Source organism: Prauserella rugosa (genome assembly GCF_000719975.1).
Lineage (GTDB): Bacteria > Actinomycetota > Actinomycetes > Mycobacteriales > Pseudonocardiaceae > Prauserella > Prauserella rugosa.
Genome location: NZ_JOIJ01000007.1, coordinates 260,355 through 285,628 on the forward strand (window position 1 = coordinate 260,355; position 25,274 = coordinate 285,628).

The 25,274-nt window shown below is 69.3% G+C and carries 27 protein-coding genes; 14 read left to right on the top strand and 13 right to left on the bottom strand.

The window, feature by feature from the left end:
* Positions 1–65 precede the first annotated feature (65 nt).
* Positions 66–1,163 carry a DNA polymerase III subunit beta family protein gene (locus tag IF64_RS0112700; RefSeq protein ID WP_051757788.1) on the top strand — a complete coding sequence of 366 codons (1,098 nt, stop codon included), beginning with the start codon at positions 66–68 and terminating at the stop codon, positions 1,161–1,163.
* A 127-nt stretch (positions 1,164–1,290) separates the two neighbouring features.
* Here the strand turns inward: IF64_RS0112700 and IF64_RS0112705 are convergent, their stop codons facing one another.
* Positions 1,291–2,100, bottom strand: a complete 810-nt coding sequence (locus tag IF64_RS0112705; RefSeq protein ID WP_030532287.1) for an LGFP repeat-containing protein — start codon at positions 2,098–2,100, stop codon at positions 1,291–1,293.
* Positions 2,101–2,283: 183 nt separating this feature from the next.
* Positions 2,284–2,745, bottom strand: coding sequence for a MarR family winged helix-turn-helix transcriptional regulator (locus IF64_RS0112710; RefSeq protein ID WP_030532288.1), 462 nt, complete (start codon positions 2,743–2,745; stop codon positions 2,284–2,286).
* Between the two features lie 155 nt (positions 2,746–2,900).
* On the opposite strand from IF64_RS0112710, the gene IF64_RS0112715 reads away from it, so the two are divergent.
* The 4 genes from IF64_RS0112715 to IF64_RS0112730 all read left to right on the top strand — a co-directional run bounded on the left by IF64_RS0112715 (position 2,901) and on the right by IF64_RS0112730 (position 7,292).
* On the top strand, positions 2,901–3,863 hold the full coding sequence (locus IF64_RS0112715) for a ring-cleaving dioxygenase (RefSeq protein WP_030532289.1): 963 nt from the start codon (positions 2,901–2,903) through the stop codon (positions 3,861–3,863).
* Positions 3,863–4,474, top strand: a complete 612-nt coding sequence (locus tag IF64_RS0112720; protein WP_030532290.1) for an alpha/beta hydrolase — start codon at positions 3,863–3,865, stop codon at positions 4,472–4,474. The genes IF64_RS0112715 and IF64_RS0112720 overlap by 1 nt, the downstream gene beginning before the upstream one ends.
* Before the next feature lie 603 nt (positions 4,475–5,077).
* Positions 5,078–5,896, top strand: coding sequence for an Abi-alpha family protein (locus tag IF64_RS0112725; protein ID WP_342779933.1), 819 nt, complete (start codon positions 5,078–5,080; stop codon positions 5,894–5,896).
* 142 nt (positions 5,897–6,038) lie between these two features.
* The gene (locus tag IF64_RS0112730) at positions 6,039–7,292 is read left to right on the top strand and encodes a DUF445 domain-containing protein (RefSeq protein WP_030532292.1); all 1,254 of its coding nucleotides are present in this window, start codon (positions 6,039–6,041) and stop codon (positions 7,290–7,292) included.
* A gap of 18 nt (positions 7,293–7,310) precedes the next feature.
* Here IF64_RS0112730 and ggh read toward each other — a convergent pair whose 3' ends face one another.
* Genes ggh through IF64_RS0112755 form a run of 5 tightly spaced genes read right to left on the bottom strand, consistent with a single transcriptional unit; the run spans position 7,311 to position 12,866 of the window.
* A complete protein-coding gene (gene ggh, locus IF64_RS0112735) occupies positions 7,311–8,666 on the bottom strand; it encodes a glucosylglycerate hydrolase (RefSeq protein ID WP_084705822.1) in 1,356 nt (451 codons plus the stop codon).
* Positions 8,663–9,745: an ABC transporter ATP-binding protein gene (locus IF64_RS0112740; protein ID WP_030532294.1), complete on the bottom strand. Its 1,083-nt coding sequence runs from the start codon at positions 9,743–9,745 to the stop codon at positions 8,663–8,665. The genes ggh and IF64_RS0112740 overlap by 4 nt, the downstream gene beginning before the upstream one ends.
* Before the next feature lie 22 nt (positions 9,746–9,767).
* Entirely contained in the window at positions 9,768–10,673 is a 906-nt protein-coding gene (locus tag IF64_RS0112745; RefSeq protein WP_036876456.1) for a carbohydrate ABC transporter permease, read from the bottom strand.
* Positions 10,670–11,518, bottom strand: a complete 849-nt coding sequence (locus IF64_RS0112750; protein WP_030532296.1) for a carbohydrate ABC transporter permease — start codon at positions 11,516–11,518, stop codon at positions 10,670–10,672. The genes IF64_RS0112745 and IF64_RS0112750 overlap by 4 nt, the downstream gene beginning before the upstream one ends.
* 1 nt (position 11,519) lies before the next feature.
* Positions 11,520–12,866: an ABC transporter substrate-binding protein gene (locus IF64_RS0112755; RefSeq protein WP_248700054.1), complete on the bottom strand. Its 1,347-nt coding sequence runs from the start codon at positions 12,864–12,866 to the stop codon at positions 11,520–11,522.
* 166 nt (positions 12,867–13,032) lie between these two features.
* On the opposite strand from IF64_RS0112755, the gene IF64_RS0112760 reads away from it, so the two are divergent.
* From IF64_RS0112760 to IF64_RS0112775, 4 genes are all read left to right on the top strand, one after another.
* Complete coding sequence (locus IF64_RS0112760) at positions 13,033–14,160, top strand: ROK family transcriptional regulator (protein ID WP_248700055.1); 1,128 nt, start codon at positions 13,033–13,035, stop codon at positions 14,158–14,160.
* 48 nt (positions 14,161–14,208) lie between these two features.
* Positions 14,209–14,718 carry a mycothiol transferase gene (locus IF64_RS0112765; protein WP_030532299.1) on the top strand — a complete coding sequence of 170 codons (510 nt, stop codon included), beginning with the start codon at positions 14,209–14,211 and terminating at the stop codon, positions 14,716–14,718.
* Positions 14,719–14,856: 138 nt separating this feature from the next.
* Entirely contained in the window at positions 14,857–15,888 is a 1,032-nt protein-coding gene (locus IF64_RS0112770) for a hypothetical protein (RefSeq protein WP_051757790.1), read from the top strand.
* A complete protein-coding gene (locus tag IF64_RS0112775; RefSeq protein WP_051757792.1) occupies positions 15,885–16,751 on the top strand; it encodes a hypothetical protein in 867 nt (288 codons plus the stop codon). The genes IF64_RS0112770 and IF64_RS0112775 overlap by 4 nt, the downstream gene beginning before the upstream one ends.
* 44 nt (positions 16,752–16,795) lie before the next feature.
* Here IF64_RS0112775 and IF64_RS0112780 read toward each other — a convergent pair whose 3' ends face one another.
* Both IF64_RS0112780 and IF64_RS0112785 read right to left on the bottom strand, forming a co-directional pair.
* Positions 16,796–17,365 (bottom strand): HhH-GPD-type base excision DNA repair protein, encoded by a 570-nt coding sequence (locus IF64_RS0112780; RefSeq protein ID WP_030532302.1) that lies wholly within the window; start codon positions 17,363–17,365, stop codon positions 16,796–16,798.
* 25 nt (positions 17,366–17,390) lie between these two features.
* Positions 17,391–17,864, bottom strand: coding sequence for a MarR family winged helix-turn-helix transcriptional regulator (locus tag IF64_RS0112785; protein ID WP_030532303.1), 474 nt, complete (start codon positions 17,862–17,864; stop codon positions 17,391–17,393).
* 69 nt (positions 17,865–17,933) lie between these two features.
* Here IF64_RS0112785 and IF64_RS0112790 point away from each other — a divergent pair, with 69 nt between their 5' ends.
* From IF64_RS0112790 to thpD, 5 genes are all read left to right on the top strand, one after another.
* Entirely contained in the window at positions 17,934–18,320 is a 387-nt protein-coding gene (locus IF64_RS0112790) for a tautomerase family protein (protein ID WP_030532304.1), read from the top strand.
* Between the two features lie 326 nt (positions 18,321–18,646).
* Positions 18,647–19,186: a diaminobutyrate acetyltransferase gene (ectA, locus tag IF64_RS0112795; protein ID WP_030532305.1), complete on the top strand. Its 540-nt coding sequence runs from the start codon at positions 18,647–18,649 to the stop codon at positions 19,184–19,186.
* A gap of 71 nt (positions 19,187–19,257) precedes the next feature.
* Entirely contained in the window at positions 19,258–20,511 is a 1,254-nt protein-coding gene (gene ectB / locus IF64_RS0112800; protein WP_030532306.1) for a diaminobutyrate--2-oxoglutarate transaminase, read from the top strand.
* Positions 20,512–20,616: 105 nt separating this feature from the next.
* Entirely contained in the window at positions 20,617–21,009 is a 393-nt protein-coding gene (locus IF64_RS0112805) for an ectoine synthase (protein ID WP_030532307.1), read from the top strand.
* 158 nt (positions 21,010–21,167) lie between these two features.
* A complete protein-coding gene (gene thpD, locus IF64_RS0112810; RefSeq protein WP_030532308.1) occupies positions 21,168–22,091 on the top strand; it encodes an ectoine hydroxylase in 924 nt (307 codons plus the stop codon).
* 474 nt (positions 22,092–22,565) lie between these two features.
* Here thpD and IF64_RS0112815 read toward each other — a convergent pair whose 3' ends face one another.
* The 4 genes from IF64_RS0112815 to IF64_RS25435 all read right to left on the bottom strand — a co-directional run bounded on the left by IF64_RS0112815 (position 22,566) and on the right by IF64_RS25435 (position 25,274).
* Positions 22,566–23,444 carry a hypothetical protein gene (locus tag IF64_RS0112815; RefSeq protein WP_030532309.1) on the bottom strand — a complete coding sequence of 293 codons (879 nt, stop codon included), beginning with the start codon at positions 23,442–23,444 and terminating at the stop codon, positions 22,566–22,568.
* A complete protein-coding gene (locus IF64_RS0112820; RefSeq protein ID WP_030532310.1) occupies positions 23,438–23,929 on the bottom strand; it encodes a DUF6932 family protein in 492 nt (163 codons plus the stop codon). The genes IF64_RS0112815 and IF64_RS0112820 overlap by 7 nt, the downstream gene beginning before the upstream one ends.
* A 73-nt stretch (positions 23,930–24,002) precedes the next feature.
* On the bottom strand, positions 24,003–24,554 hold the full coding sequence (locus tag IF64_RS26060; RefSeq protein ID WP_051757793.1) for a hypothetical protein: 552 nt from the start codon (positions 24,552–24,554) through the stop codon (positions 24,003–24,005).
* A gap of 45 nt (positions 24,555–24,599) precedes the next feature.
* Positions 24,600–25,274, bottom strand: a complete 675-nt coding sequence (locus IF64_RS25435; protein WP_036876461.1) for an OmpA family protein — start codon at positions 25,272–25,274, stop codon at positions 24,600–24,602.

The following is a 25,274-nucleotide window of genomic DNA, read 5'->3' on the forward strand; positions in this document are numbered from 1 at the left end:
TTCACCGAAAAGCCGCCAAAGGTGGACTTGACCTTCGAGTTGGCTGAAGAATCAGCCTTGACGCCATGCCTGACACCCACGCCATCCCTGACCCGCACCCGCCGGCCGATCTCATCCCGATCGGGGCGTTCGCGCGCCGCAGCGGCCTGACGGCGAGCGCGCTGCGCTTCTACGACGACTCCGGACTACTCAGGCCGGCGAACGTGGATGCCGCCTCCGGCTATCGCTACTACCACGCCGACCAGCTCGAACGCGCCGTCGCGGTGCGCCGCCTGCGCGGCCTCGAGATGCCGCTGCCGGTGGTCGAGAACGTGTTGGCGACCGATCCCGCCCACGCGGCGCGGCTGATCGACGAGCACGTGGCGAGCCTGTCCACCCGCGCCGACGAGGCTCGGCGCGCCGCCGTCGGCATCAAGGCCGCGCTCACCGGTACCGACGCCGTGCCGGTGGCGACCGTCAAGGGGCATGTCCTCGCCGCGGCCATCGATCAGGTGCTCGTCGCGACCGGGGAGTCCGACGAACATCCGGCGATCTCCGGCGTCCACATCGAGTCCGGACCGGAGGCGCTGACCCTGGTGGCGACCGACCGGTACCGGTTGTCGATCCGCACCCTCGTGCCGGACGAGACGTTGGGAGCCGAGTGGGCAGGCACGCTCGACGGAGCCGACCTGCGGTCGGTCCTCGGCGAACTGCGCCGCAGGCATGTCGTGCAGCTGGAAGCCCTGCCCGATGCGCTGCGGTTCCGGGCGAGGGAGAGCGCGCTGCACTGCAGGCTCGCCTCGGGGCGGTTCCCCGACCATCGCGCTCTGTCGGCGGCGGTGGCCCCGCCGGTGACCCGCGTCGTCGTGGCCAAGGCGAGTCTGCTCGCGGCGCTCGAGGCCACCGACGACGAGACGGTGCGACTGCGCGCGCGGCCCGATCACCTGGCACTGGCGTCACCGGACGGGGCCGAGCAGGCGTCTGTCGATGCGGTCGTCGACGGCCCGGACGCGGAGGTGTGGTTCGGCGTGACCGTCCTGCACCCTGCCGTCGCCACGGCCATCGGCCCCGACCTCATGCTCGACGTCCGCGGCCCGAACGAACCGGTCACCGTGCGCTCGGCCGACCACGGCGACCTCGCCACCCTGGCCATGCCCGTCGAGCCGCCACTCGACCAGGCCTGACGTCCACCGCGGCGTCCTCGGTGGCTGGTCGTGCCACCGAGGACTCCGGGTGTCGCCGGTCGTTCACCGGTCGTTGTCGTCGTGTCGCCGGGTCTGCGGACTGCCGTGTCGGTTCACGGCCCGGCGATCACCAGGTTCCGTGGTCGGTCTCGCTGCCGTTCCGGGTGATCCAGCCACCCTGGAAGTTGCTGCGCTTGCCGTCGCCCCGCCACGGTTTCTCGTCCGTCGTGGGGAATCCGAGATCGCCTCCCGGTCCGCCCAGTTCGAGATAGGTTTCGAGAATCTTTCCCTTCACGCCGTGGGCGCCGGAATTCGCCGACCAGTAAATGTTCGCACCGAATGTGTCGTCGCCTTCGAATTCGTTGACTTTTCCACCTTCGATGTCGGTGGTGTCGCCGGTCGGGAATCCGTACGTGCCCCGTTCCCAGCCGCTGGCCTCCCAGTGTTGCCGGATCTGGCCGGTGAGGGCGAACGCGTCCCCTCCTCGCCAGTAGATCGACACCCGCCCCGTGGCGTCGGTTCCGGTGAAGTGGTTGTACCGGGCCCCCTCCTGCGCCTCGCACTCGTCGGTCATGGGCACGCCGTAGGTCTGGTGCCCTCCGCCGTCGAGGAACTTGGCGAGGATGTCGCCGAAGACGGCGTGCACGCCGGCCTCTTCCGTCCAGTACAGCCTGCCGTTCTCGTAGGCACGCCAGCGGACATCTCCTTCGGCCTGTTCCGGGCCGGCCGGTTCGCCGAGTGCCTCGCGCAGTTGCGCATCCGACTCGTAGCGCTCGTCGATGGGCGAGGATTGCGCGGTGTCGGTCGACTCCTGCTGGTAGTCGCAGATCGCCGCGGCGAGCCGGGCGTCCGAAGGGGCGCGCGTCTCGGTGGCACCCGCGACGCCGGGTGCCAATGTGGCCGCGAGGAGTGCGGCGCCGAGAGTGGGCGCGATCATGCGCCGACAGTGACGATGTTGCATCGTGATTCCTTCCCCGATAAAGAAAATTCCCCAGGGTACGTTGCCGTACGTCTGGGGAATCGAATCCGGGAATTAGGTCGTTTCACGTGCGGCGTGAAAAATTCCTCATCACGACGTCGTCAAAAAGAGCGCTCCGGAATTCCGACGTGCTCGTCGGAATCATTCGGCGGCTGCGCCGTTGACCGTGCGCAGGGTGCGCATCGCCTCGGCCAGCTCCTCGGAGGACCGGTTCCCCAGCGGGGTGAGGACGCGCTCGCGCAGGATGTCGGCGCAGGTCTGACGCGCCTTCGACGCGACGTCGAGCCCGTGTTCGGTCAGGCACGCGTACGTGACGCGTCGATCCTCGGAACTGGGTACCCGCTCGATGAGGTCGGCGGCGACGAGGCGGTCGGCGACCTTGGTGAACCCGCCGCTCGACAGGGCCGCCTCCTTGGCGAGGCGGGTCATGGGAAGTCGGTGCTCCGGTGAACGGACCAGTCGCACGAGGATGTCGAACGAGGCCGGCGCAAGGTCGAAGCGTTCGGCGATCTCGCCCATCAGTCGGTCCTGCGTGGCCAGGTAGCCCTCGATCACGAGGCCCCACCAGGTCACGATCTCGTCGTCGTCCGGCTCTGTCGTCACACCGGCAGCGTACACGACGCCTCCCGGAGCAGATTCTCACCCGGATACATCTCACCCGGATGCATCTCGCGTGTGAAACTCTCTCGGAGATAAGTCTTGCGCGCGAGATGTTTCTGGGATAACTTTGCGCCCATCGAGTTCGGAGGAGATAAGTCATGGGCTTCACGACCAGCGGCCTGCACCACGTCACGGCGATCGGTGGGGAGCCCCAACGCAATGTCGACTTCTATCTGCGCGGCCTCGGCCTGCGGCTGGTGAAGACGACCGTCAACTTCGACGACCCGGAGACCTATCACCTCTACTACGGGGACGGCGCGGGTCGGCCCGGCACGCTCCTGACCTTCTTCCCCTGGCGCGGCGTGCCGGAGGGGCGGATCGGCACGGGGCAGGCCACCACCACGGCGTTCTCGGTGCCCGAGCACTCGCTGGGCTGGTGGAAGCAGCACCTCGAGGCCTCGGGAGTCACCCCCGGAACGGTCGTGACCAGGGACAACGAGGAGTCGCTGACCTTCCGCGACCCGGACGGCCTGCAGATCGCGCTCGTCGCGCATCCGCAGCCCGACCCCCGCGACCCGTGGGACACGCCGTTCGTACCCGCCGAGCACGCGATCCGCGGACTGCACTCGGTGACGATGTCGGTGACCACCGAGGACGCCACCGCCGACATGCTCACCCGCGGTCTGGGACTGTCGCTCGCCTCGGAGAGCACCGGGCGGTACCGCTTCCAGGCCGGTGACGGCGGGCCCGGCACCTACGTCGACGTCGAGATCACGCCCGACGCGCCCAAGGGTGTCGTCGCGGGCGGCACGGTGCACCACGTCGCGTGGCGTGCGGCCGACGACGAGGAGCAGCTGGCCCTGCGTGCGGACCTGGTCGACCAGGGCGTGGGCGTCACCTCCGTGCTGGACCGTCAGTACTTCCGCTCGATCTACTTCCGCGAGCCGGGCGGGGTGCTGCAGGAGGTCGCGACCGACCAGCCCGGCTTCGACATCGACGAGCCGCTGCTCGAGCTCGGCCGGGCGCTGAAGCTGCCGCCGTGGCTCGAGCCCACCCGTGAGCAGATCGCGGCCGCGCTCCCGCAGCTCGAACTGCCCGCCGAGAACAACCCGGAGCGGTGATGACGGAGTTGTCGCTCGACTACCGCCACGTCGAGGGAACCGGCGCCGAGCCCGTGCTGCTGCTGTTGCACGGCACCGGAGGCACTCCCGACGACATCCTCGCGCTGGGCAAGGAGCTCAGCCCGTCCTCTCCGATGATCGCCCCCGCGGGGCCGGTGTCCGAGGGTGGCGCAGCCCGGTGGTTCCGGAGGTTGCGTGAGGGTGTGTTCGACGTCGAGGACGTCGTCCGCCGCGCAGGTGAGCTCGCGGAGTTCATCGAGGAGGCGTTGCGCAAGCACGACCTGGCCGGCAGGAGGGTCGTGGCCGCCGGTTTCTCGAACGGAGCCAACATCGCCGCGGCCGTGGCGCTGCTGCGCCCCGACGTGCTCGGCGAGGTGATGTTGTTCTCCGCCATGTCGCCGCTGCCGGAGCCGCCGGACAACCGACTGGACACCGCACGCGTGTTCCTGGCCAACGGGCGCAGCGATCCGATGGCTCCGCTCGACTCGAGCGAGCGGCTCGTGCGGACCTTCCGCGAGCGGGGAGCGGAGGTCACCGAGTACTGGCACCCGGGTGGTCACCAGATCACCCTCGACGGGCTCGACGCGGCCCGTACGTGGCTCGGGGCGTAGCGCCCGAGTCGCGGAACCGGACGTGCACGACAGCGCCTGCGGCGCGGGGACATCGCCGATGTGGCGTGGTGCATCGGGCCGGCCCGGTCCGAGGTGGGGACCTTCGGACCGGGCCGGTCGACCCCGCGGGGGCGGGGCACGGGAAACGGCTGCCCGGCAGAGGTCGCAGGGGGACCTCTGCCGGGCAGCCGTGCGTTCTACCCCTCGTACGGCTGCCGGCCGGCGGGCGACCTTCGGTTGCACCCGGATGCGCCGCGGGGACTCGTCCGTTCGGACGTCTCGGCTACCCGCGGTGAAGATTGCAAGATGCAGACTGGACCTGTCGGCGGAACCGGAACGCTGCCGCACCCAATAGAGTTCTGGACCTCCGAAACACGGACATGCTGGCGATGACACCGGGAGGTCCACGTGGTGCAGGTCGGTGACATGGTCGACTGTCCCCGATGCCACGGATCGGGTCTGACACCCAACCGCCGCGGACCCTGCCCGAACTGTGGCGGCATCGGGCAGGTGCCGAAGACCTGATCCGGCGGCCGACCGTGGCCCCGCGGCGACGGGTAGTGATCATCGAGGCCCGCGCGGGGTGCCAGTAGCATCAGGTGCGTGGAAGCGGACGAGTTGATGCAGCGCGCGGGCAGGCTGGCCGGATGGGCGGCGCGAACGGGCTACACGCTGGGCAAGCGGGTGCCGGGCGCCGACAGTGCCGAGCGCTCGTTGCGCAACCTCGAACAGAAGGCGCTGACCGAGCTCCACAAGCGGATGGAGAACGCCAGCAACCGCAGGCTGCTGGAGCTGACGGAGCTTCCCACGGTGCCCGAGGCCCCTGCGGGCCACGGTGAGCACGCCCAGCAGGGCGGCGCCAACGGCCACGGCGCCAATGGCTCGGCTGGTTCGGCGGGGTCGAAGGGCTCGACCGGCTCGGCGCAGCGCAGCGCGACGACCGCCGTGGCGTTGCCGCTGCCGGCCGATCCGCTCCGCGCGGGCATGGCGGCGCTGCTCAACCGCTCCACGCTCATGAACCGCGACGCCGCGCGCGACTACCTGTACGCCTCGATCCTGCGCCAGCTCACGCCGGACGAGGCCCGCGTCGTCTCGGCCCTGTCCGACGGCACCGACTACCCGGTGGTCGACGTCACAGAGCGGCGGACCGGCCGGGTGCTGCTGCGCAACGCCTCGACGGTCGGCAAGACCGCCGGTGTGTCCGCCACCGAACACGTGCCCGTGTACGTCACGCGGCTGGTCGGCTTCGGTCTCGCCGAACTCGAAGGCGAGAAGACCGATTTGTCGACCCAGTACGAGATCCTGATGACGGACGAGACCGTGCGAAAGGCCGAGGACCTGGCCAAACGCCCGAAGATCACGCGCGGCACGCTGCGGATCTCGGCACTCGGCATGAACTTCTGGCTCGCCTGCGCTCCCTGAGTCGACGACGGGCCTGGCCGAACCGGTCCGAACCGGGCGACCCGGTGTCCGCCCCTGGCGGCGGGGCACCCGGTCGTGTGATCATGCGCGCCAGTGTCGGCGACGGGGCCGAGTCCGCTTTCGACGGTTGTGGCGGTGATCGATGGGCGAGTACCTGCTCGGGATCGTCGACGACTTCGTGCGGTACTGGCCTGTCTACGTTTCGATCCCCGTCGTCGCGGCCCTCATCGGATGGGTGACCAAGCTCGTCGCGATCCGGATGATGTTCGAACCGCTGGAGTTCGTGGGCATCCGCTGGCGCGGCAAGCCGCTGTTCGGCTGGCAGGGCATCGTGCCGAGACGCGCCGCGCGCATGGCCGGCATCGCGGTCGACACGATGACCGAGCAGCTCATCTCCCCGCGCGACATCGTGCAGCGACTCGATCCCGACCGGATCGGCAAGGAGATCGAGGCGCCCCTGCGCGAGGCGATCGGCGAGATCGTCGTCGAGGTCGCCGAGCGCTACCAGCCGGGTCTGTGGGAGCGGCTGCCCGAGCGGGCGCGCAAACTCGTGGTCCGCAGGGTGCAGAACGAGGCGCCCCGCATGGTCGCGGCCGTGACCGAGCAGATCAAGGCCGACGTCGATTCCGTGTTCGACCTGAAGGACATGGTCGTCACGAACCTGGTCAAGGACAAGTCGCTGCTGAACCGCATCTTCCAGGAGGCGGGCGACAAGGAGTTCCGGTTCATCGGCCGGTCGGGCCTGTTGTTCGGCGCCGTGATCGGCGTGGTGCAGATGGTCGTGTGGCTGCTGCTGCGGGTCCCGCTGATCATGCCCGTGTTCGGGCTGTTCATCGGCTGGTTCACCGACTGGCTCGCGTTGAAGATGATCTTCCGCCCGCTCCACCCGCGGAAGTACTTCGGCGTCACGTGGCAGGGACTGTTCCTCAAACGCAGGAACGAGGTGACCGACGCCTACGCCGAGCTGATCGCCACCGAGATCATCACGCCCCGCAACGTCATCGACGCGGTGTTGCGCGGGCCCATGTCGGACCGGGTGCTGACGCTCATCCAGCAGCAGGTCGACCACGAGCTCGCCCGCCACACCGGCGTGGCCAAACCGCTGGTGCTGCTCGCGATGGGCGGCGGTCAGTACCGCCAGCTCAAGGACACCATCGCCGAATCGGTGATGACCAGGCTGCCCGACACGTTGCGCTACGTGGAGACCTACGCCGCCGACGCGATGGACATCCGCGGAACGCTGGTCACCAAGATGCGCGAACTCGACGACGAGGAGTTCGAGGGACTGCTGCGGCCCGCGTTCCAGCAGGACGAGTGGATCCTGATCCTCACCGGCGCCCTGCTCGGCGGCGTGTGCGGCGAGCTGCAGGTGCAGCTCGTGCTACTGCTCACCTAGCGCCGGTCAGGCCCGCGGTCACACGCTGCACAGCCAGTCGAGCACGACGGCCGCCGTCCACGACTGGTTGGTGCTGCCGAGCGGCTTGCCCGAGAACGGTTCGTAGTACTCGCCGAACGCTCCGTCCGAGGCGAGGTGCACCCCCTGCGCGCGGAACTCGCTGGCGTGCCGTTCCCAGCCGCGCCTGCCGAAAGCCCAGCCGAACAGCCACGTCACGACCGGCCATTGGGGGCCGCGCCAGTACTGTCGCGGGTCGAAGTCGGGCGAATCCGGCGACACCGACGGCGGGACGGCGGCGAGCAGGTCGGGGTGTCCCGTCCACCGGGGGCTGTCGAGCGCGGCGATCAGCCGGTCCTCGACATCGCCGGGCAGCCCGCCGCACAGCAGTGGGGAGAAACCGGCGATCGACTCGGTGCTGATCCACCTGCCCGCGCGGACGTCGCGGTCGCGGGCCATGCCGGTCTCGGGGTGGCAGCTCATCGCCGTCGCGGTTCGGGCGCGTTCGGCCCACGTCCTCAGTTCGGCCACCCGTTCGGCGTCGGCGCCGACCTCGTCACCGATCTCGGCGAGCGTGTCGGAGGCCAGCGCGAACACGGCCGTGATGAACACGTCGCCGACGAGGAACGCCGAGGTCTCCACGACCTTGTCCGGGTTGTAGTCGGCGCGGCGCATCTGCTCGATCAGCCACAGGTAGCGGTCGTACTCGTCGTCGCTGGGCCGTTCGCCGGGGTCGTCGACCTTGAGCAGGTCGAGCCGCACGTACGGAGGCAGATCGGGGCCCGGACGGACGCCGCCGTAGGCCGAGTCCCACCGCGGTGAGTTGTCCATTCCGGACTCCCAGCCGTGCACGATGGTCACCAGTCCGCACGGATCGGGCATGCGGTGGCGCACGATCCAGCGGTGCCAGCGGTACATCGCGTCCCACGCACGTGCCGCGAACTCCTCCGCGGTGCGCGCGTCGGCGGCCGAGGTCCTGCGTGCGGTGTCGATGATCCGGCGAAGTGCGATGGCGTGCACGGGCGGCTGGCAGATGCCCGACGTGCGCACGCCGTCGGGGCGCTGCGGCGCGTTGTCGGTACCCCACCGGTCGGGGCCGGGGAAGTAGTCGGTGTCGCTGGTGAAGACGATGTGCGGGATCATCCCGTCGCGCCACTGTGCGGCCAGCAACGTGTCGAGCTCCTGCACCGCACGTCCGACGTCGAGGTGCGCGAGGCCCATGGAGATGAACGCCGCGTCCCAGCTCCACATGTGAGGATACAGCCGCGGGGAGGCGGTGACGAGCGTGCCGGTGTCGTTGTCGCGCAGCACCATGGCCGCTCGCGCGGCCAGGCTCGCGGGTCTGTGTGCGGTGCGGTCGCCGGTGGCGGTGGTCACCGGACCTCCAAGAGCAGAGACGTTTCGGGGTCGTACCAACGGCACGCGTCGTCGGGCAGCCGCAGGTTCAGCGAACCGCCGGGATCGGCGCGGAACGCGGGCGGGGCGGAGACCTTCACCGTCTGCCCGCAGACCTCGGTGGTCAGCAGCGCCGAGGATCCCAAGGGCTCGAGCACCTGCAGCTCGCCGGTCACCGAAGCACCGTCGTGTGCGACCTCGATCGCCTCGGGGCGTACGCCGAGCTTCAGCGGCTTTCCCGTGTGCGGGGACAGTGCCGCGGGCACGGGCAGGGACTGCCCGCCGAGGTCCAGTCTAGGTCCGTCGTCGGTGTCGACCACGACACCCGTGAGGAAGTTCATGGGCGGACTGCCGAGGAACCCGCCGACGAACTCGGTCGCGGGCTGGTCGTAGACGTCGGTGGGCGGTCCACATTGGATGATCTGGCCCTCGTGCATGACGGCCACCCGGTCGCCGAGGGAGAGTGCCTCCACCTGGTCGTGCGTCACGTACACGGTGGTCGTGCCGAGCTCCTCGACGAGCTTCTTCAGCTCGGCACGGAACGACAGGCGCAGCAGCGCGTCGAGATTGGACAGCGGCTCGTCCATGAGCAGCACGTCGGCGTCCATCACGATCGCCCGTGCGACCGCGACGCGCTGGCGCTGCCCGCCGGACAGCTTCGCCGGGTAGCGGTCCAACTGCGGCGTCAGCTGCAGCAGGTCGGCGGCCCAGTCGACCTTGCGGGCGACCTCGTCGGCGTGCACCCCGTGCATCCGCAGTCCGAAGCCGATGTTGTCGCGCACCGCCTTGTTCGGGAACACGGCGTAGCTCTGGAACACCATCGACAGGTTGCGGTTGCGCGGTTCGGCGTAGGTCACGTCGCGGTCGCCGATGACCACCTGGCCCGCGTCCGGCATCTCCAGGCCCGCGATCATCCGCAGCAGCGTCGTCTTGCCACAGCCCGACGGGCCCAGCAGCACCATGAACTCGCCGTCGCCGATCTCGAGGGACACCTCGTCGGTCGCCCTCGACGTGCCGCCGGGGTATGTCTTGACGAGGTCCCGCAGGATCACCTCGGCCATGCGGCCTCTCCCTTCGTCGGCGTCATCGCAGCGTCGTTCCCCACATGTTCACCAGGTAGCGGCGCATCACGAAGATGAACAGCAGCGCGGGCAGGATCAGGGCGAACCCGCCCGCGAACCGGTAGGCCTGGGACGCCTCCGCGAGCGACGTGAGCACCTGCGCGGGCAAGGTGCGGTGGCCCAGCGTCACCACGGTGGCGCCGAGGATCTCGTTCCACGACAGCACGAACGTGAAGATCGACGAGGCGGCCAGGCCGGGCAGGGCGAGCGGCAGCACCACCTTGCGGGCTGCCTGCCAGCGGGTGCAGCCGAAGATCTGTGCCGCCTCCTCGACGTCGTGGGGCACCGACACGAAGATGCTCGCGGTGATCAGCACGGTGGTGGGCAGCGCGAGCACGGTGTGCACGAGCGTCACGGCGAACACCGTGTCGTAGACGCCGAACTGCAGGAACATCGTCGCCAGCGGCACCGAGAGCACGACGATCGGCAGCGCGCGCACCAGCAGGATGAACACCTGGTACGGCTCCTTGCCGCGGAAGGCGTACCTGGCCAGTGCGTAGCCGGCGGGTGCGCCCACGACGAGGGACCAGAAAACGGTGTAGAGCCCGACCAGCAGCGAGTTGCCGAACGCGGGGAACGTGCCCGTTGCCTGCAGGAACGCCTGCAGCGTCTCGGTGGACAGCTCCGACGGCAGCAGCGACTTGGGGAACTCGGCCAGTGCGGCCCGCGACGACAGCGCCGACAGTCCGACCAGGACGATCGGCAGCGCCATGAACAGCGAGATCAGGATGCACGCGAACTGCACCCACGCGGCACGCATCCTGCGCCTGCGCAGCGGGGTGTGATCGACGGGTGGCAGGGCGCGCCGCTGCGCGGACGTGGCGGCGGTGTTCGCGGTCGCGGCCGTGCTGCCCGTGGCGTCGGTCATGACTCGGCCTCCGAGGGACTGCGGACCGTGCGCAGGTACAGCACCGCCGTACCCACCGAGATCGCCAGTACGACGAGGGCGACGGCACTGGCCACCGCCGGGTTCTGCAGGCCGACGTACCACTCGTAGGTCTCGCCGACCAGCAGCGGGAAGTCCCGTCCGGTCAGCGCCTGCGCCACGGCGAACGCCTGCAGCGCCAGGATCGTGCGCAGGATCAACGCGACCTGCAGGCTCGGCTTGAGCATAGGCAGGGTCACGTGGCGCAGCCGTTGCCAGAACGAGGCCCCGAAGACCTGCGCGGCCTCGTCGTACTCGCGCGGCACCATCTGCACGCCCGCGACGACGATCACGAACACCAGCGACGTCGCACGCCAGATCTCCGCCAGTACCACGGTGAGCAGCATGGTCGCGGTGTTGTCGTAGCTGAGCCACTGCACACCGTGCTCGGAGAGCCCGAGCGAGACCAGTAGTGAGTTGAGGTACCCGCGGTTGTCGAAAATGGACAGCCACACCAGACCGGCGGCGAGTTCGGAGATCGCCAGGGGAATGCACCACAGGTAGAAGTGCCCGCTCACGAACCTCGGCCTCGCCTGGACGAGCAGCGACATCGCGACCGCCAGCACGAGCTGCACCGGCACGACGATGACGATCAGCAACAGGGTGTTGCGCAGGGCGTCCAGGAAGTACGGGTCGTCGAACAGCCGTTGCCAGTGGGCGAGCGTGAAGCCGTGCTCGTCGGTGAAGGCCTCCAGCACGCCGTCCACGAGCGGCCAGCCGAACAGCACGAGCAGCAGCACGATCGACGGGGTCAGCAACAACCACGGGGACCGCAGCACGGATCGCATGTCAGCCCACCTCACAGCGTTCGGCGGCGGGGTCGGGCGCCCAGCACGGGACATTCAGCTCCGACAGCACGCCCTGCAACACGCGTGCCTGTGCGTCCAGTGTGGACCGGATGTCGGCACCGCCGAGCACGATCGCGCGGAACGTGTCCTGGAAGACCTTGCTGACCTCGCCCTCGCGTTCCCCGAGGCCGACCGGCGGCAGGGACAGGATCGCGTCGTCGGCGTTCTTCTGCTTGGCGACCGCGTCGGCCTCGAGCTGGATCGCGGGAGGGAGGTTGCCGGGGATCTCGGTGTCGACGACCGGGAAGAAGCCGTTGGAGCGCAGCACGTCGAGCTGCGCCCGCGGGGTGGTCAGTGCGCGGATCGCGTCGCGGGCCAGCTCCGGATCGGTGCTGCCCTTCGGGATCGCCAATCCGGCCAGCACCGCCATGTAGCCGAGACCGTGCTCGCCCCGCGGTGCGGGCAACATGCGCCAGTTCTCCGGGTCGCGTTCGGGGGCCTCGACGAGGCGCACCACGTGATCCCACGTCATCCGCACCTCGCCCGATTCGAGCGGCTCCTGCATGAAGTCGTAGGTGGTGCTGGCCGGGTTGCAGTTCGCCCACAGTTCGCGCAGGTACTGCCATGCCGACACGGCCTCGCGGGACCGGAACGTCGTGATCTGCCCTCCGGTGAACGACGGCAGCAGGTAGCCCTGGGTGAACCGGTGGAACAGGCCTTCCGGCCCGAGCGGAAGGCCCAGCATGGGCCGCCCTCCGTTCGCGCGCCGCGCGGCGATCGCCCAGTCGAGGAACTGGTCGTAGGTCAGCGATTCGGCGTCGGCGCCGGACGGCAGGTGCTCGAGCGCGTCGGCGTGTGCGGCCAGGACGTAGCTGGCGTCCGCCCACGGGATGTACCAGGCGCGGTCGGTACCCGACCTGGCCAGATCGACGTAGTCCGCGGGAAAGCCGCGCCCGCTCAGGTCGGACAGCAGGTCCGTGACGTCCTCGAGGTAGCCGTCGGCGAGCGGGGCGAGGTCGCCGTGAAGTCCGCCGAGCAGGCCCATCTGGGTGGCGCCGGAGCCGACCTGGCTGCGAACCTGGCCCGCGAACGGACCCTCCTCGATGGTCACGTAGCTGACGCCGGAGATCGTCTTCGCGAGTGTCGAACGGAACGCCTCGGCCTCGTTGACCGGCCGGAACTGCGTGGACAGGAAGATCATGCCGCCGTCGCCGGTGGTGGCGAAACCGGTGCAGCCCGCGAGGCCGGACCCGGCCAGACCCGCCAGGCCCGCGGCACCCGCTCCACGCAGGAAGGTACGGCGGGAGACCTGCGAAGGGCCGCCACGGCGCATCTGTCCGGCCTCCACTGACGAATCGCGTTGTCGGAACTGGCTTGTCGGAACTGGCTTGTCGGGACCTGACGTGTTACGAACTTTTGTCAGGCCCGTTAACATAAGTAGCGATGGGACGATTGTCAACGTGGTTGTGACAGGTCGGCATGGATCTCCGCCGAGCGCGACGTCCTCGGGACACGTGCTCGCCGTGTTGCGCGCGCACGGCTCGCTCACGAGGCAGGAGCTGCAGGAGCGCATCGGCCTGTCCCGCGTGACGCTCGTGGAGCGGCTGGATGCGCTGCGCAGGCACGGGTTCGTCCGCGCGGCCGGGCACCGTGACTCCAGCGGCGGCAGGCGCGCCGAAGTGCTCGAGGTGGACGACGAGACACCGACCGCGCTGGCCGTCGACCTCGGGCAGAGTCATGCCGCGCTGGCCGTGACCGATCTGCGTGGTGCCGTGCTCGCCCGCGACGTGCACAGACTCCGCGTCCGGCACGCTCCCGACGACGTCGTGCCCATGTTGCTGGACGCCGGCCGCGAGCTCCTGTCACGCACGGGGCGCACCGGAACGCTCAAGGCCATGGCGTTGTCGATCCCGGGTCAGATCGACCACGACCGCGGCGTCACGGTCGCGCCGCCGACGATGCCCGACTGGAGCGGCACGGCGCTGCGGGAACCGTTCGCGGACGCCTTCGGCGTTCCCGTGCTGCTGGAGAACGACGCCAACGCCCTGACCTTCGGCGACTACTGCGCCATGGGGAGGCCGGACACGACGGCCGTCGGCGTCAAGATCGGCACCGGCATCGGGGCCGGCGTCGTCGTGGGCGGACGGATCCATCGTGGGGAGAGCGGCACCGCGGGCGAGATGGGGCACATGCGGATCGAGGGCAACGACCGCAGGTGCGGGTGCGGCAGGCGCGGGTGCGTCGCCGCCAGTGCCAGCGGTCTGGCGCTGGTGCGTGACCTTCGCGATTCCGGGGTGCGCTCGATGGACGACGTGGTGCGCCGCGTCGAGGCCGGACGAGGGGACGCCGTGCGTGCGACAGCGGAGGCGGGCCGCCTCGTGGGGACCGTCCTGGCCACCGTCGTCACGATCGTCAACCCGCGGCACGTCCGAGTCGGCGGTGCGATCGGCGTGCTGCCGCCGTTCCTCGAAGCGCTGCGCAGGACCGTCGAGTCCAACGCCCACGCGAGCGCGTTGCGTGGACTGGACGTCGGTGCCTCCCGGCTCGGGGAGAACGGTGCCTTCGTCGGACTTGCCGGTCTGGTCGCCGACTCGGTGTTCGAACCCGCCGCCGTGGACGCCGCATTGGACTCGTCGGTGTAGCGGCCTTCTGGCAAGCGAAACGTCGCCGTGGCCACCACAATTCACGGTATGGGAAGTGTCGAACTGCTGACGGACGCCTTCGGGCGCGTGCGCGAGATCGTCCACGACGTCGTCGAAGGACTGGACACCGACGCGCTCGCCTACCGCGTCGACGCCGACGCCAACTCCATCGGCTGGCTCGTCTGGCACCTGACGCGAGTGCAGGACGATCACCTCGCCGACGCCGCCGATCTCGAGCAGTGCTGGACGGCCGACGGCTGGGCCGAACGGTTCGGCCTGCCGTTTCCCGTCGGCGACATCGGCTACGGGCATTCGAGCGCCGACGTCGCCGCCGTGCGGATCGCCGACCCCGCGCTGCTGGTCGACTACCACGATGCCGTGCACGACCAGACGGTCGAGTTCGTCCGCGGTATCTCCGACGACGACCTCGACGTCGTCATCGACGACGCGTGGGATCCGCCCGTGACCCTCGGGGTCCGCCTCGTCAGCGTCATCGGCGACACCATGCAGCACGCGGGCCAGGCCGAGTTCGTGAAGGGCATCCTGCTTCGCCGGTGACGCCCCGTTCCACAGTGGACCCCGTGCCCGGTGGCTGCCGAGGGAACGCGGCTGGCGAGGCGAACATTCGGGAACGCCTGACGGGCGCGCACTCCCGGTCTGAGCTCTGCCGCGGCGAACCGGGAGGCGGTGTCAGCGATGACTGTGGGGACGGCGGAGTCGGAGGCGCCGGTGGGCGCGGCGGGACGCGTCACGGTGGCGTGGCTCGCGGGCGTGGTGCTCGCGGGGATCGGCACCGGGCTGGCCGTCGTGGCGCTCACCCTGCCCTGGGTGTCGGCGACGATGCAGCAGGCCGTCGAAGCGCTGCCAATCACGGCGATCGCGCGATTCGGTCCGCTGTTCGCGGTGTTGCTCGTGCTCAGCGCGGTGGCCGCGGCGGTGGGCTTCGCGGGCGCGGCACGTTCGTCCAGGGTCGCGGCTGTCGTGGCCGCCGGCTGTGGTCCCGTGGTGCCGATCTTCGCGCTGTGGGTCGGATGGCAGCCGCCCGAACCCGCGCTGCGGGCCGGGGCCGAGGCCGTGCGGCCGGACTGGGAGGTGGCGCTGCAGGCGGGAGCCCCGTTGTCGGCATCGCCTGCGCCAGGGCTGTACCTCTACGCCGTCGGCGCGCTGCTGATCAGCCTGGGCGTCGCCGTTTCGGCGGGTGGCTCCGCCGCGACACTGCTGGTGGCGCCGGCGCGGGTGGGTGAGCCGAGCCTGCGCGCACGCAGGATCGTCGGATGGGGCGCGCTCGTGCTCGCGCTGCCGCTCGCGGTGCTGTCGTTGTCCTGGCCGTGGTTCGAGATCACCGCCGACGACTGGCCGCCTGCCGTCGAAGGGTGGCAGACGGTGTACCGCGCCGGATTGGTGCTCACGTTCTTCTGCGCGGTCGGCATCGTGCTGACCGCGGGGGTGCGGCGCCGGATCTGGCGTGCCGTCGGAGTCCACTGTGTGTGCGCGGTCGGCGGGGTGCTCGCCCTCAACGCGATACTGGTGTGGGACCCCTACGGCACCTTCGGCGATCTGGTGTCGGCCTACGCGTCGCTGTCGCTCGGCGGCGGATTCGTCGCCGGCGCCGCAGCGGTCCTGGCCTTGGCGTACGCGTTCGTCCTCGCGCCCGTTCCCGGGGAGGGGCCGAGCGAGGACGACACGGAGGACGACAACGCGGCCGTCGCCGAAGGGGAACCGGCGTGAGCAGGCGCAAGCACGTCGCGGGGCGGAAGACGTCGACGCGGGAACCGGCCAGGCGCCAGGCGGACGAGAATCGCTGGTGGCGAAGGCTGTCGACGGTCGGAGGCAGGGCGAAGGTGGCCGTCGTCGGCACCGTGGGCCTGGTCGCGACGCTCGCCGCCATCCCCGGCGCGTACGGATGGTTGCACGACCAGGCGCGGGACCTGGTCGGTGAGGACCCGCTCGTCGCGGAGGGCAGAGCCAACCCCGCAGTCATCACCGCCGTCTACTGGGCCACCGACGACATCGTCACCGGATCAACGACGCGGGACGTGCTCGAGGCCATCAAGTCCGGCGGCGCGCAGATGGGCACGTCCGGTCACACCGTGGCGCTCAACAGCAACCGGGCGGGGCGGATCGACGTCGTCCGCATCACCGCCGTCGTCGAACGGCGCGAGCGGCCGTTGGCCGGCACCGCGTTCCTCGCCGACCCGCAGGGCGGCGACAGTGACGCGCTGTTGGTCCGGGTGCCGCTCGATGCGGGCGGCGACGAGATCCCGGCACGGGTCCAGCGCGGAGGTGGGCAGCCGCGGCCGTACGGAGCCGACGGCCGCATCCGGTATGTCGAACAGGGCAAGGCCGAGCACATGATCGTGCAGGCGTCGACGGAGACGTGCCACTGCACGTGGCGGCTGCGGATCGACTACACCTACCGCGGGCAACACGGCACGGTCACGGTCCCGCCCCGCGACCGGCCCGCGTTCGAGACGACGGCGTGGGGTCGCCACGCCGTCCAGTACGACGCGTGGGGAGCAGGCGTAGGACAGCTGACCCGCACCGACTGTGCGCGGCACCCCGGCGAGTGCCGCACGAGCCCTGACCGGTGAGCTGTCGCCCACCGGATGCCGCACCACCCCGAGAGGTAGGGCCGCTACTTCTTCGCGGCCGCCTTCTGTGCCTTCTTGAAGGTGCGTACCTCGGCGAGGGTGTCGGGGTCGACGACGTCGGCGATCGAGCGGCGGGCGCCCTCCTCGCCGTACGCCCCGGCGGCCTCCCGCCACCCCGCCGGTTGCACGCCGAGCTGCTTTCCCAGCAGCGCCAGGAAAATGCGTGCCTTCTGGTCGCCGAAACCGGGCAGCGCCTTCAGCCGCTTGAGGACCTCTTTCCCGTCCGGGTCCCCGTAGGTCCACAGCTCAGCGGTGTCGCCGTCGTAGTGGTCGACGATGTAGCGGGCGAGGGCGTGGAGGCGCTTGCCCATCGACGCGCCGTAGCGGTGGATCGCCGGCTTGGCCACGCACAGTTCGACGAACGAGTCGACGTCGGTTGCGGCGATCTTGTGCACGTCGAAGCCGTCCATGCGTTCGTCGAGCTTCTTCGGACCCGCGAACGCCACCTCCATCGCCACCTGCTGGTCCAGCAGCATTCCGCTCAGCAGCGCGAACGGGTCGTCGGAGAGCAGCGTATCGGCGGCGGCGTCGCCGGTGAGATTGAGCTTCGGCATGTCCTCATCGTCGCACGTCTCGCCCTCAACGATCGCCGAAGTCGGTTGCGATCGCGGCGGTGAAGGTCTCCTCGTAGCGCAGGAACGTGTCGACGACCAGTCGCTGTTGCTCGGCGTCCAGCGGTTCCAGTGCGGCCCGCCACGCGTGCGCACCCGGCGAGAGCCACCGGCTGATGACCGGCCTGCTGTCCGGGGTGATGTCGACGATCCGGCGCCGCCGGTCGGCCGGGTCCTCGCTGCGCACGAGCACACCTTTGCGCGCGAGCTCGGTCACGACCAGGCTCGCGGTCGTCGGTTCCACCCCCAGCGCCTCGGCCAACCCTGACACGCTCATCGGCCCGTCGAGCAGCAACATCGACAACGCCGACAGGTGCCGCGGCGTGAGTTCGAGCGAGCGCAGCTCCTCGGGCAGCGGCAGGCGCTTGATCCGGCCCACCAACCTCGGCAGCACGAGCATCAGCTTCCTGACGGCGTCCTCCGTGGCGTCCGGCGTTGACATCCGCCGACCCTCCCAATACTTTTGGTATCAAAATCTTTTTGTTTTCAAAACTTGCCTGGGGAGGATCCTATGCCGCACCTCGACGTACACGTGGCGGAGAGTGACCTGGCGGGTCGCGAGACCGCACTGATCGAGAAGCTCACCGGCGCGATCGTGTCGGTCTATGGGGAGTGGGCTCGCAACATCGCGGTCGTGCGACTGTTCGGCGTGCCCGCCGGGCGCTGGGGTGTCGGCGGCCGGATCGCCGAGGCACCGTCGCCGACCGTGAACTTCGGCATCAAGGAGGCCGTCTTCGAGCGGGCCGACGCCGACGACATCCTCGGCGGGCTCGTGGCTGCGGTCACCGATGCACTGGCCGAGGTCCTCGGCGAACACGTCCGCGCGGGAGCGACGGTCGAGTTCGACGGCGTGGCCGACGGGCGTACGGGGGTGGGAGGCGTACTCGTGACGTCGTGACGCTCGCGGGCCCGCCGTGGCGGGCCGCGCACCGGGTCGATGCGGTGGTGCGGGGTCGACGCCCTGGGTGACCGTGGTCGTCACGCAAAGTCGCCCCGCTCCGACCCCTCGCGCTCGCCGTCGCGAGCCACTAACGTGCGGGCCGAGGTCTGCGGGATACGTCCGAAACGTCACGGGGGCCTACGCGTCCTTAGCACAGCCGCCGCCATGATCGGTAGCTCGCTGTCGCCATCGTCACGCGTGTTTCTGCATTGTTGCAGGTTAATCGGGTGATCGTGACCGTCGTGAGCTGATAAGGAAACAACGACCTGTTACGTTGCTTGAATATGTCCGGAAAGCACACAAAGCGTGCCAACGGCGATAATGATTCGGCGGGCCACGTGGTGATCGAACCACCAGCGGCGGATGACGGCGCGGCCCTCTGGCGAATAGCGCGTGATTCACAAAAGCTGGACCTGAACTCGTCCTACGCCTACTTGCTGTGGTGCCGTGATTTCGCCGACACATCTGTCGTCGCCCGCGTTGACGGGAACCCCGTAGGATTCGTGATGGGCTATCGACGGCCCACCGCGCCCGATTCTCTGCTGGTGTGGCAGGTCGCTGTGGACGATTCACAGCGCGGCCGCGGCCTGGCCGGGAAGATGCTGGACGCTCTGTTCGAGCGAGCGGTCGCAGACGGTGTGCGGTACCTCGACACCACCATCACACCGGACAACGAAGCGTCGATCCGGTTGTTCGGATCCTTCGCCAAACGGTGGGACGCGACGCTGGAGCGGTCGGACTTCCTTGCCGCGGAGCAATTCCCGGATCCGCACGAGCCGGAAGATCTCTTCCGCGTCGGTCCGCTGAACCCGCCCGCCGGCTGAGCCGCGCCGAGCGCGCGAAGCGCCGCGAACACATCACCAGATTTGCCTGAAAAAGCAGGAGCTGAAAACACGTGAGCATCTTCGAAAAGCTCGAGTCCGAGGTGCGCAGCTACAGCCGTGGCTGGCCCGTCGTCTTCGACAAGGCGCAGGGCAGCTGGCTGTACACGGAGGACGGCAAGCCGTACCTCGACTTCTTCGCCGGCGCGGGCGCCCTCAACTACGGGCACAACAACCCCGCGCTCAAGCAGGCCCTGATCGACTACATCTCCCGCGACGGCGTGACGCACTCGCTGGACATGTACACCGTCGCCAAGCGGGACTTCCTGCAGTCGCTCGACGACGTGATCCTGCAGCCGCGCAACATGGAGTACAAGGTCATCTTCCCCGGCCCCGGTGGCGCCAACGCCGTCGAGGCCGCGCTGAAGCTGGCCCGCAAGGTGACCGGCCGCGAGTCGGTCATCAACTTCACCAACGCCTTCCACGGCATGACCCTGGGCGCGCTGTCGGTCACCGGTAACTCGATGAAGCGCGGCGCCGCGGGCATCCCGCTCGTGCACGCCACGCCGATGCCGTTCGACAAGTACTTCGACGGCGAGTTCCCCGACTTCTTCTACTTCGAGCGGCTCCTCGAGGACTCCGGCTCGGGCCTGAACGAGCCTGCCGCCGTCATCGTCGAGTCCGTGCAGGGCGAGGGCGGCATCAACGCCGCGCGCCTCGACTGGCTCAAGGGCCTTTCCGACCTGTGCAAGAAGCACGGCATCCTGCTCATCCTCGACGACGTGCAGATGGGCTGCGGTCGCACCGGTCCGTTCTTCAGCTTCGAAGAGGCCGGCATCGAGCCCGACATGATCTGCATGTCCAAGTCGATCGGTGGCTACGGCCTTCCGATGGCGATCACGCTCGTGCGCCCGGACCTCGACGTCTGGTCGCCCGGCGAGCACAACGGCACGTTCCGCGGCATCAGCCCCGCGTTCGTCACGGCCGCCGCGGCGCTGCGCAACTACTGGAACGACGACACGCTCGAGAAGTCGACCAAGGCCAAGGGCGAGAAGATCGCGGCCGAGTTCGGCAAGCTCGTCGACGCCTACCCGGACGCCGAGCTGATCGCCAAGGGCCGTGGTCTCGCGCGCGGTCTCGAGTTCGGCAACGCCGAGGCCGCGGGCAAGGTCGCCGCGGCGGCGTTCGACCGCGGCCTGCTGCTCGAGACCTCCGGCCCGAGCGACGAGGTCGTGAAGCTGCTCCCGCCGCTCACGCTCACCGACGACGAACTCACCAAGGGCTTGGAGATCATCTCCGAATCCGTCGAGTCCGTGTTGTCCCGCTGACACGACGCCCCACCTGACGGGCCCCCGCCCGGTTCTGTGCTCGAATGGCAGGGCCGGGCGGTGGCTCGCGCGCCCCACGAACACTCACGACCCAAAGGAGTCGCATTGATCGTCCGCAGCCTCGACGAGATCACGGACACCGACGCCGACATCAAGACCGAGAACTGGCGCAGCAAGCGCATCCTGCTGGCCAAGGACAAGCTCGGCTTCTCCGTTCACGAGACGACGCTCTACGCGGGCACCGTGAACGACTTCTGGTACGCCAACCACATCGAGGCGGTGTTTATCACCGAGGGCGAGGGCGAGGTCGAGGACAAGGCCACCGGTGAGGTGCACCAGCTCAAGCCGGGCTCGATCTACGTGCTGAACAACGCGGACAAGCACCAGGTGCGGCCGCGGACCGAGATGAAGACCGTCTGCGTGTTCAACCCGCCCGTCACCGGTCGCGAGGTGCACGACGAGAACGGCGTCTACCCCCTGATCGTCGAAGAGGACTGACACAAAACGTTGCCATAGGCGACGTGTCACCCCAGTTCAACGGGTACCCGGTCAGTGTGGCCGCCGTCGCCGACGGCGCCCACACGGGCCGGGTACCCGTTCTCTGTAGGAGAGAGATAACCGGAACAACAGAGTGGAGAACCCTGTAGGAGGCGAACGTGACTCTCGCGCAGAGCCGCACGAACGACACCAACGTTTCCGACGCCTACCCGACCCGCCTGCGTGGCGGCGAGGCGCAGCTGCTGGATCGAAGTGATCCCGCTGTCTGGGGTGTTGCCGACGACGGCCCCTTCGACGCCGCCGAACTCGCAGCCCACGAGGCGAAGGGCTACTCGATCCTGGAAGGCCTGATCTCGCCTGCCGAGGTCCAGGGCTACTGGAGGGAACTCGAGCGACTGTCGTCGGACGAGCAGCTGAAGGCCGACGAACGCGTGGTCACGGAGAAGACCTCCGGCGAGGTGCGATCGATTTTCGAGGTGCACAAAATCAGCGAGCTGATCGCAGAATTGGCTCGTGATCCGCGCATTCTCGACCGGGCACGTCAGATTCTGGGTTCCGATGTCTACATTCACCAGAGTCGCGTGAACTACATGCCGGGATTCCGGGGCAACGGCTTCTACTGGCATTCCGACTTCGAGACCTGGCACGCCGAGGACGGCATGCCGCGGCCGCGCGCGGTGAGCTGTTCGATCGCGCTCACCGACAACTACCCGTTCAACGGCGGGCTGATGGTGATGCCCGGTTCGCACCGGACCTTCGTGCAGTGCCTCGGCGAGACCCCGGACGACCACTACAAGGCCTCGCTGAAGGAACAGGAGATCGGCGTCCCCAGCGAGAACGACATCACCAAGCTGGCCGCCGAACACGGCATCGACCAGTTCACCGGGCCCGCAGGGTCGGCGCTGTTCTTCGACTCGAACATCATGCACGGCTCGGGCAACAACATCACCCCGTACCCGCGGTCGAACATCTTCCTGGTGTTCAACAGCGTGGAGAACACGCTCGTCGAGCCGTTCGCCGCGAGCAGTCCGCGGCCCGAGTTCATCGGTGCCCGCGACTTCACGCCGCTGAGCCGGGACTGACGCCCACGCGGCAGCCGCGCAGCGGTGCACGAACGCGGCCGAGTCGGTTCGGCCGAATGCGGTAGGGCAGGCGACGCGCAAGGTCGATTTCTCCAGGGGTGGGTGTAGTCGACCTTGCGCAGCCTGTTACCGTGTCGCCACCTCATCGCGTAAGCGGTGGGCAGCCGTCCGCAGCGGCCTGGTGACTCCTTTGCTCGGGGTGGGCACTGCGTGACCGCGGTGGAGGCGGCGACAGTACGAGGAGTACGGCCCCGCGCCATCAGATCGGGACTGATGGCACGGGGCCGTATTCTGTGTGCTGCCCCGTGCGGTCTGCTGCCCGAGCCGCCGCCTCCACGTCCGCCGGATTTCCCGACGTGCCGCGAAAATGCGCGAATCAGTCGAATGGTGCGCCGGCCGTGACCGAGCCGGCCGGGTGGTCCAGAACTCCCGTAGTAGAGAACCCGGCAGAGGAGAACCCCCGCAGGGGAGAACTCAGTCGAACAGGCTCGACTCGCCGTGGATGTCGAGCAGTTCGTACACCGGCCTGCCGCGCCGTCCGTCGATCGTGGTGGTGCGAACCACCCGGAGCCGGGCCGTCACCGGCCGGTCGAGGTTGACCTTGATCTGGTCGAGCAGGTCCGGCACGACCGCGCCCTGGATGGTGCTTCCGGTGTCCCGCTCGAGGTAGAAGATCCGCCTGCGGGTGCGCACGCCGTCCAGCCTGCCGGTAACGGTCTCGTAGCCGACGTCCTCCCGCGACTCACGCAGGCTGTTGCCCAGCACGCGCGCCTGCTCGGTCGTCATGCTGCGCGTGACCTCGTCACCCGACGTCGGCGTGAGCGTCAGACCGAGGCTGGAGGTCTTCGTGACGGCGCTGACGATGTCACTCACCGCGTTGCGGATGGTGTCGCGCTGCAACAACACCGCATCCAACGCGCCGTCGTCGGATCCGTTGATGGGCAGGAAGTCGCACAGCTCCTTGACCGCGCGCTCGGACAGAGTCTCGATGCCGTCGTTGATCAGCGCGTCCGGATCGGACGTCTCGGGAAAACCGAAGAACAGCGCGTTGCCTGCCTGGCCGCGCTGCAACAGCGGAGCCTTCTCCCGGTCGGCGGGCTGGACGTAGGTGATCTCGCCCTGCGGATTGCGGACGATGTGGCCGACCTTCGCCGTGGCGTCCTGGAACGCCCTGCTGATGTCGGAGAACGCGTAGGCGTCCATACGGGTGGAGTCGAGCATCGACACCCGCAGCAGTGCCGACCGGCCGGTGCGTTCGAACTTGGCGTGCGCCGCACGCGCGGACGCGCGCGCGAGGTCGTCCAGCCACGTACCGCCGGGAATCGCCTCGGCGACGTCCTCGAAACTCACCACGTCACCTCCGCAAAGCCCTTGAACATGCCGTGCCGCGGACCGCGCGCCCACGTCGGCTCCCACGCGTCCTCGTCGCCCGGCCTGCACAGGAATCCGTCGAGCAGGCCGCTCATCGGGCGGACCCGGTCGAGGTACATCGCCGGCTGTTCGGCGATCACGCCGTTGAGCGTGAGCATCCCGTACAGCGCCTCGCGCGCGGGCCCGGTGAGGCGTTTCAGGCTGCCCCAGTCGTCCGGGATGAGCAGCACGTCGACATCGCGCGGCACGTTCTCCGAGCGCACCGTGATCTCGCCCGCGATCCACGCCCTGCCGGAGGGGATCAGACCACCGACGACACCGAGGTAGCCGGACAGCGCACTGAACAGCACCTCGCGTTCGTTGCGGTGCGGGGCGTCCCACACGAACCGTTCGTAGAGGTCCGACAGATCGGCGGGGTGTCGTCCAGGAGGCAGAACGTTGTCCGGAGTCCAGTAGGGGAGCGGCATCCACGTTCCTTACATCGCCGACGAAGCGCCGGAAGCGGCTCAGCGAACTTATCAGCCGCGACGCGACGCGCCCTCAGCCGCCTGAACGGGGGATATCGTGCTCGGTGGCGTGAACGTCGGCTTCGTCGGGCCACTCGTTGCGCGCGTGCCAGGCGCGGCGGGGAGGCAGCGTTCCGGACGTGCGGCCCGTGCCCGCCCATTCGTCGAGGGAACCGAGTACCTCACCCTCGTCGGCTCGTCCGCTGTCACCGGCCTGCGTGCGCTCGACGTCCGGCGTCCGCGGCGCGCGTGTCCTGCCCGTGCGGTGCGCCGCGCGCGAGCCCGCGTGCCTGCCGTGGGCTCGGTGCGACTCGCCGTGCTCGGCTTCCGGGTCCTCGCCGGGAAGCGTGCCCGTGGCCGGGAGCATGCCGGTCTGTTCCTCCGCGGAGACCGGAGGCAGCAACGCCGTTCCGGGGTGCTCACGTGCCGGGTCGCCGGCTCCCGCACGCGCGGGAACGTCCGGTGTCGCCTCCACGTCGGCCCGCGGGCTGCACTGCGGAGGCCGCAGGATCAGTGCGGTCGACAGGGCGCCGAGTGCGAACGCGATCAGCAGCCACAGCCAGATTTGTCCGAACAGCCACAGCATTCCCGTTCCCCTCCGTCCCGAAGCCCCTCCCGGAGCGTTCGTGTCTCAGAGCACCGTGATCTCGACGCGCCTGTCCCGCCGGTCCTCGGCAGCCGAACCGTTCGACCGGTCGCCGCCGGCAGGCTGGGTGTCGGCGTGCGCGATGGTCGTCAGCCTGCGATGGTTCACACCGGCCTCGACGAGCGCCGTCGCGACCGCTTCGGCACGTCCGCGCGACAGTTCCCGCGCCTGCCGTTGGTTCAGCTCCGGCACCTGGGCGGCGTGGCCGCCGATCCGGAACCGCAACTCCGGTGGCGTCGAGCGCATGACGTCGGCCAGCTGCGCGATGGCCCGGCTGCTCGCACCCTTCAGCTCGGTGCTGTAGGCCGCGAACCGGATCGGCGCACGCTCCAGCACCCGGTCGATCGAACTCTGCGCCCTGCGCTGGGCGTCGGTCATCTGCTTCTCGCGGACGTCGACGCCGCGGACACCCTCGATACCGCCGACGACCGCCTCGACACGTTCGGACCTGCCCTCCGGCACGTCCGAGATCACCGCGTCCCTGCCGTCCATCGTGACGTCGGCCGACCGCATGCCCGCGTCGTCGAGTGCGGCGCGGACGTGCGGGTGCAGGCTGCGTTCGATGCGGTCGGCCGACGCCCACGTCGCGGCGAATGCCAACATCCCCGACACTGCGAGCGCGAGCGGAATCAGCCAGAACCGGACATTGTTCCTGGCCAT